Source organism: Tumebacillus permanentifrigoris (genome assembly GCF_003148565.1).
Classification (GTDB): domain Bacteria; phylum Bacillota; class Bacilli; order Tumebacillales; family Tumebacillaceae; genus Tumebacillus; species Tumebacillus permanentifrigoris.
Map to the genome: position 1 here is coordinate 207821 of NZ_QGGL01000005.1, position 7409 is coordinate 215229.

Sequence of the window (7409 nt, forward strand, 5' to 3'; positions counted from 1 at the left end):
TTGTCAGAGTGAGCAATTCTTGAGCTTTTTTGCACGATTGGAACAACAAGTAAAAATTATATACTTGGTTGTTTATTTAAGGTCATTCTTGTATAATATTTCTGATTGTTATGAATAGAGGTGTAAAAATGAATCTGTCTTTACATACAAATGAGACCCTTGGAGAAAGGGTCAAACGATTGCGTAATGAGCGTGAAATGTCACAAGGATACCTTGCTAAATTTTGTGAAGTAACGAATGGATGGATCAGTAAACTTGAAAACGACAAATACGCACCCTCTCCTGAAATGATTACGAAATTAGCTGTTGCATTCAAGATCCCGGTTCATGAACTTTTGCAAGAAGAAGATAAACGTATGGAGTTGGTCAGTCGGATCCGTCTGATTGAGGCATTGTTGGAACGTAACCAGTCTAAGGAAGCAGAGTCATTTATTGTTGATTTAGAGGCTCATCCTGAACTGACCGCGAAAGAGAGAATGACACTTATTGTCCATTTGGCAGAGTGCCGGTATCAACAAACGTTATACAATGAGGTGTTTGAACTCCTTCAGCCCTTGATCGAGAAGTTAGAAGTAGAAAATTATCATGACGCTCATTTCATGGCCTTAATAAGAAATAAAATCGGAAACGCCTACACTCAGAAACAGGACACTGAACGATCCCTCTATAATTACCACCGTGCTTACGATTACATCCCAAGATTTGCTTTATTCGATGAGTTAGCGGCTTTCATTTCTTATAATGTCGGGCTTGCTTTGCGGAGGAAAGGGCGATCTCTTGACGCAATATTCTACTTACAGCAGGCAGGAGAGTATTACAAAACAACGAACGATATCAAACGATATGCAGACTCACTATTTGTACAAGGAATTGCCTTTAAAAACCGAAAAGAATACGAAACTGCAAACGAGTTATTAGAACAAGCCAAACTCCTCTACAAAAGTTTAAATTTAAGTACATTAGGGACAAAGGTACAAATAACTGTCGCCACCTCCATAACCTCGCAAACCGATCCAGTACAAGCAATTGGGGATCTCAAAGTTTGTGCAAGACAGTTTGAAAACGATAGCTATTTCCCTGGCGTAATCTTCATTTTTGCGAAAATGGCAAACATCTACTTGGAGCTTAACGATCTTATCTCCTGTAGAGATGTCTTACAAAACGCCTTGGAAATCAAGAAAAATCATCAAATCTCAATTTGCCTTGAAGCTGGGGAACTTCTCAGTTCAAATAGTAGATACCTTTTAGCAATACAAAAACTTGAGGAAGCCATCCAGTATAGTATAAAGTCATCAGAAATATTTGGTATACTTGGGATGGTAAGAGATCAGATTGAAGCTTTAAAGATTGCTGTAGCAGCCTACCAAAGTAATGGAAATTTCGAGTGCGCACTCCTCTACCAAACCAAACGTAACGATCTCCTAGAACAATTGATGGAAGAGAGATGATAATTACTCATGAAAAAGCTCATTGCTGTTCTTGTTCTATCGCTTTTGTTCGCAAATGCACCTCTTGGCATTAAAAATGCCGCTGATCTAGACCCTGGTCCCCATATTACAAGTCAAACGATAAAATAAGTGATGATGCCAGCACCTTTCAAGGTGCTTTTTTCTTTCCAATGAAAGTTGTGTAGCATGGCGGGTCGAATTAACGCCCAACCTCCGAACAATCAAAAAACCCTCGCGTGAAACACGCAAGGGCAATCTGTCACCTTGATTCAGGCTATTACGATTAGACTAATCGTTCACGGCCTAATCCCAATGGTCATGACGTTCTCCTAAACCCTCTTTACCTCCCTCTCCTCCACCTGCACTTGCTTTTTCGGGAAGGTCAGCGTCATCACAAAGCTCAGCACCCCGAACACCGCGAGCAGGATGAACACATAGTGCAACCCGTTATCAAACGCATTCACCAACTTGTCCAGCAGATCGGCAGGCAGATGCGGTCTCCGGCTCTCATCCAACAACGCATTCGAAGCCTCCAGCGGGTTCGCCACGCCACTCTCCATCAGGTCACTGATGATTTTTGCGTTCATCACCGCCCCCATGATCGCGACTCCAACCGCCGAACCGAGCGAGCGGATGAACTGCAACGAAGCGGTCGCAATCCCGCGCTGGTTCCAGGAGACAGCCGTTTGGGTCGCCACGATAAAGGCCATCGTACACAGCCCCATCCCAAAGCCCATCACGAACAGCACCACCATCGGATACCACTCTCCAAGCTGAATCGTCGTGAAATTCAGCAGCACAGAGGCGATGGCAATCCCCCCCACACCGATCAAAGCCGTGCGACGGTAGCCCCATGTCGTCAATCGACTGCCGCCGATAAACGAAGCGATCGGCCAGCCGATCGACAGCGGCATCAGCACCATCCCCGCCATCGTTGGCGAATCCCCGAGCACGCCTTGCACATAGGACGGAATATAGGAAGAGAGACCCGTCAACACACCACCGATCAGGAAGTTGGCTCCAGAGGCGACAGAGATCGTCGGGTTTTTGAACAGTTCGAACGAGATCATCGGTTCTGCGACACGACGCTCATTGAAGATAAACCAGATGAGAAAGAGAATGGCGACCCCGAACAGCCCCAAAATTTGCGGAGATACCCAAGCATACTCCGCACCGCCGCTGAGCAGTGCCAGCAGGAGCGAGGTCATCGAGACAGCGAGTGTAAGCGAGCCGATGTAGTCGATCGAGTGTTTCTTGCGTTCGATGTTCTCGTGGAGAGCGGTGAACAGCACCGCCATCGCGATGAGTCCGACCGGCACGTTGATGTAAAACACCCACTGCCAAGACAAGAAGTTAATCATCAAGCCTCCGAGCAGCGGCCCGAGGATTGCGGAGATTCCCCAAACGGATGAGAGCAAGCCTTGCATCTTGCCGCGCTCTTCGACGGTGAAGATGTCGCCGATGATCGTGGTGGCCACCGCCATGATGCCGCCAGCGCCGAGTCCTTGGACGACGCGGAAGATGATCAATTGCACCATCGAGCCGGAAAGTGCGCAGAGAATCGACCCGATGATGATAAAAGCAGCCCCGATCATAAAGATGATCTTGCGCCCATAGAGATCAGACAGTTTGCCGTAAATCGGCACGGTGACGGTGGAGGCGAGCAGAAACGCCGAGAACACCCACGACATGATCGGCAATCCACCGAGCGTGCCAATGATCGTCGGCATCGCGGTCCCCACGATCGACACGTCGATGGCTGCTAAAAAATTGGCGAGCAGGACGGCGGTCAGCACCGCTTTACGATTGGTTTCTTTCATTCTAAAAGTGCCCCCTGTACGAATCGATACATGTAGTATACCTGTATGTAGATATAGTTACCAAATGGATTTGTTTAGAAAGGGCCTATTAGACTTGCGTGAGGATGTAGACGAGCGGGTGGTCCTGATCAACCGTTCCGAAAAAGTACAGTTGGTTTTTCAGAAACAGGCGATAAAAGGGTTTATTCATAGGCACGGGAACAGTGCCCAACCCCAACTTCAACTGCTGTGGTGCATCTGATCCGATCTCAAACATATAGCCTTCCAAAAGCTGCATGAGAAACGCCATGCGCTGAGTTGAATTGTAGGTATTTGGCGTCTCGTCTCCCAATAACCAATTGGGTTCACCACCAAGCTTATGATCGTTGCGCTTCGGGTCATCCGTTTCTACGAGGCTTATCCGCTTAAACTTGACTCTCTCTTGATACGTTGTCTTCAAAACGCCCCTTGACGATTCAAAAATCAGGATGCGAAAATTCGTTTGGTAGTCGTCGAGAAAACCCGCTGGAATGTCGGCACCAAGGAGTGGCGCATTCAACATTCGCGGAATTAAAGTCTCCTCCTCCACACAGGCCGTACACATAAACACAGCCATACTTCGTCCGCACCAAACATGTTTCTCTGGAAATGCCACTTGAAAAAAGAAAGACTGCTCCGCCCCACAATCCCGACAGCACGGAATCTCGTGCTCGAACGGTAACTTAGGTTGTCCTCCTACAAATGAATCCTCGGTTGGACTTTGTATAACTTCGGACTCTTCAATCGTAAGTGTATAACAGACCGTCATGTAAACTTACCTCCTTTATGGATTTGGGAAGACTTTGCTGATTGTTTTCCCCTCGATTCGTACTTGATACAGAATTTCAGTTGGTCTAGTTGAACCATTTTCATATTTCGGTACCACGCGTATGAAAACTTGCTTACCTTCCTTCACAAGTTCTGCAATCTCGTCTTCAAAGTCTCGAAATCTGCCTCGGTTAATGCTAGGTGCCTGTGGAAAAATGATTCCCGAGGTTGCACCGCCCAGTCCACCAAGTTGACTACCTATTGCATGTCCTGCATCGTCAGTGGGTGTTCCTAGAGCACGAGCCAGATCGCGAGAGGCTTGATTGGTCGCAGAGCCTGTTTTGAGATGTTGCGGTTCAATTTTGGCAGATGCCCGCCGATCTGCTTCTTGTGCAAGCACCTCCGCTTGGTTTTGCAGGTCTTGCGCCCGCCAACGCTGTTCGTTTACATAGTCGTGCTGGTCTGGCGTTTCCGGTCGCATATGGGCAATCGATTGGTAGAGATGCTGTGCTTGTTGGCGGAGGTGGATCACATGATCCATCTGCCCTGCCAACGCATGTAAAACACCCGCCGCATCATCCAACGTCACGCTCACAATTCGATAATCTTCATGCAGGTGTTCCGTCGTTTGCAAAAATGCCTGCGCTGCACTTCCTCGCCAAGTAGATGTACCCTGTGACCGATCAACAAACAACTTGGCGTTATATCGTATGTCAAACGAAGCACCCGAACAACTCCGTGCAAGCGCTCGAAGGGCTTCTGGATTTGCAACGATACTCACAAGAGTCCCTCCCAATAAAAAAGTCGGCCTCCGCAGAGGGCCGACTTTTAGTTTCAAGATGAGGCTTGCTAAATCCTTCCTTATTTGAACAGCTTGCCGAGGTTCGCCATCTCAATCGCGGTCACAGCCGCTTCCCAGCCGGGGTGGACCCACGAATCACGGCCCCGAGGGTGATGACAGCGTCATACATGCCGGATGCTACCATTTTTTGCGCGATCAACGGGATTTCAAATGCACCCGGTACCCACGCGACATCTACTGCATCCTCCTCCATACCGTGACGATTGAAGGCATCAAGCGCGCCGCCGAGCAGTCTGCTGCCGATGAATTCGTTGAAACGACCTACGACTACGTGGATTTGTTTGAAAAAGGGCCTATTAGACTTGCGTGAGGATGTAGACGAGCGGGTGGTCCTGATCAACCGTTCCGAAAAAGTACAGTTGGTTCTGGATAAAAAGTTTATAGAATAGATCCTCCGAAGGTTTACTTGTAGTCAACCATTCTAATTCCATTTGCCTTGGAGCTTCAGTGAGAATCTCAAATTCATACCCCTGTAAAAACTGCAAAAGTAACTCCATAGAAATGCCACCTTGATAAGATCCAGGGGTCTCATCTTCTAAAATCCAATTTGGATTCCCTCCTACCTTGTGTTCCTCTACATCTGGGTCGTCTGATCGTACCAGTTCGATTCGCTTGAACTTGACCTTCATTTGGTAGTCGTTTCTCATGATGCCGTTGTGGGTACTAAACACCAGGACCCGAAAGTTTGTCTGGTAATTCGTAAGAAAATCTTTTGGGACCTCAACCCCATGCAGCCTCCCTGTCAACATTTCAGGAATAAAGGCACCCCGAACTGCGCATGACGTACAGGCAAAAACAGCCATAGTCAAGCCGTCCCACACATGTTCTGGAGGAAACGCGACTTGGAAGTAAAACGTTTGTTCCGCACCACAAAGGGTGCACTGCGGAATCTGATGATCCGATGGAAGAACTGGGACTCCCCCGATGAACGAAGTATCAGATCGGCTTTGCTGTTCAGTTTGATCCTCAATTTTCATGATATAACACGCACTCATTTGAATTCCTCCTATGGATTTGGAAAGACTTCAGTGATTGTTTTTCCATCAATGCGGACTTGGTACAGGATCTCATAGGGTCGTGTAGAACCCGCTTTATACCTAGGAACGACTCGTACAAATACTTGCTTGCCCGCATTGACAGCCTTCACAACATAGCTTTCAAAAACACGGAAATCTCCCCTGTTTACATTGGGTGATTGCGGGAAGATGTTACCTGCCATCGCCCCACCAGGACCTCCTAGTACGTTTCCTAAAGCGTGTCCAGCATCGTCATCAGGATTTCCTAATTGGCGTGCCATGTCGCGTGAGGCCTGTGTAGTACCAGATCCCGTGTTGAGATGCTGTTTCTCGATCTTGGCGAATACGCTGAGCAATTCCCCATTTATACCTGTCGTTGATGTATACTGCATTCCGGTATTTGTGGTACGCACGACACGCCCAGCTTTGCTTTTGAACAACTTCGCCAAAAACTGCGCGGTTCCCACCGGCAACTTGACATTCTTGGGTACCTTTACCTTGAAACCGACAACACTGCCAATGATATAGCCTCCACCACCGCCGGGAAGCATGTCCTCACCATTCATGTGATGGATGAGGTAGTCACCGTAATCAGGTTCTGCGGTGATGTCATAGCCCTCCAGCTTCAGCTTGTCAATCTCCTCGTCCATGCGCTGGGCATTGAAGTAGCCTACAACCATCTGCTCAATCTCTTCATCGCTTTTGTTCCCAAATAGGTAGGTATACCCGTCCTGCATCGCTTCCTGAATCCAACGCTTGGTCCAGTCGTTGTCTGGCCCTGCTTTCAACGTATCCGGGACATAGACGTTATACACCATCACTTGAGCAAGTGCATGCATGTACTCCCGTCGTTGCGCATCTGTATAAGTAGGATCTAACTCTGGCGTACTCCCATCTTCAAACAGTTCCCCGTGCCGCCCATAATAGTCTTGCCACGACGTAGGCAGACCGTCAATCGCTACAGCGCCCTTGCCCCCCAGACTCATTAAATGAGGCAGGGTCAAGCGGTTCTGGAAGGACAGCAAGTTCCCCAACGCCTGCGATGCCCGCCGATCTGCTTCTTGTGCAAGCACCTCCGCTTGGTTTTGCAGGTCTTGCGCCCGCCAACGCTGTTCGTTTACATAGTCGTGCTGGTCTGGCGTTTCCGGTCGCATATGGACAATCGATTGGTAGAGATGCTGTGCTTGTTGGCGGAGGTGGATCACATGATCCATCTGCCCTGCCAACGCGTGCAAAACACCCGCCGCATCATCCAACGTCACGCTCACAATTCGATAATCTTCATGCAGGTGCCCCGTCGTTTGCAAAAATGCCTGCGCTGCACTTCCTCGCCATGCAGTTGTACCCTGTGACCGATCAACAAACAACTTGGCGTTATATCGTATGTCAAACGAAGCACCCGAACAACTCCGTGCAAGCGCTCGAAGGGCTTCTGGATTTGCAACGATACTCACAAGAGTCCCTCCCAATAAAAAAA

6 protein-coding genes and 1 pseudogene are annotated in these 7409 nt (G+C 48.3%); 1 reads left to right on the forward strand and 6 read right to left on the reverse strand.

The window, feature by feature from the left end:
* The first annotated feature begins 128 nt into the window (after positions 1 to 128).
* Complete coding sequence (locus tag C7459_RS07485; protein WP_170119342.1) at positions 129 to 1448, forward strand: helix-turn-helix domain-containing protein; 1320 nt, start codon at positions 129 to 131, stop codon at positions 1446 to 1448.
* A gap of 329 nt (positions 1449 to 1777) precedes the next feature.
* Here the strand turns inward: C7459_RS07485 and C7459_RS07490 are convergent, their stop codons facing one another.
* The 6 genes and pseudogenes from C7459_RS07490 to C7459_RS07515 form a co-directional block, all read right to left on the reverse strand.
* Complete coding sequence (locus tag C7459_RS07490; protein ID WP_109687964.1) at positions 1778 to 3268, reverse strand: MDR family MFS transporter; 1491 nt, start codon at positions 3266 to 3268, stop codon at positions 1778 to 1780.
* An 88-nt stretch (positions 3269 to 3356) separates the two neighbouring features.
* A complete protein-coding gene (locus C7459_RS07495) occupies positions 3357 to 4055 on the reverse strand; it encodes a hypothetical protein (RefSeq protein WP_109687966.1) in 699 nt (232 codons plus the stop codon).
* Between the two features lie 15 nt (positions 4056 to 4070).
* Positions 4071 to 4835: a DNA/RNA non-specific endonuclease gene (locus C7459_RS07500; RefSeq protein WP_109687968.1), complete on the reverse strand. Its 765-nt coding sequence runs from the start codon at positions 4833 to 4835 to the stop codon at positions 4071 to 4073.
* 139 nt (positions 4836 to 4974) lie between these two features.
* Positions 4975 to 5193: pseudogene (gene ribH / locus C7459_RS07505) on the reverse strand (6,7-dimethyl-8-ribityllumazine synthase); the annotation flags it as partial.
* Between the two features lie 19 nt (positions 5194 to 5212).
* Positions 5213 to 5911, reverse strand: a complete 699-nt coding sequence (locus C7459_RS07510) for a hypothetical protein (RefSeq protein WP_109687970.1) — start codon at positions 5909 to 5911, stop codon at positions 5213 to 5215.
* 11 nt (positions 5912 to 5922) lie between these two features.
* On the reverse strand, positions 5923 to 7386 hold the full coding sequence (locus tag C7459_RS07515; RefSeq protein WP_109687972.1) for a DNA/RNA non-specific endonuclease: 1464 nt from the start codon (positions 7384 to 7386) through the stop codon (positions 5923 to 5925).
* Positions 7387 to 7409: the final 23 nt, after the last annotated feature.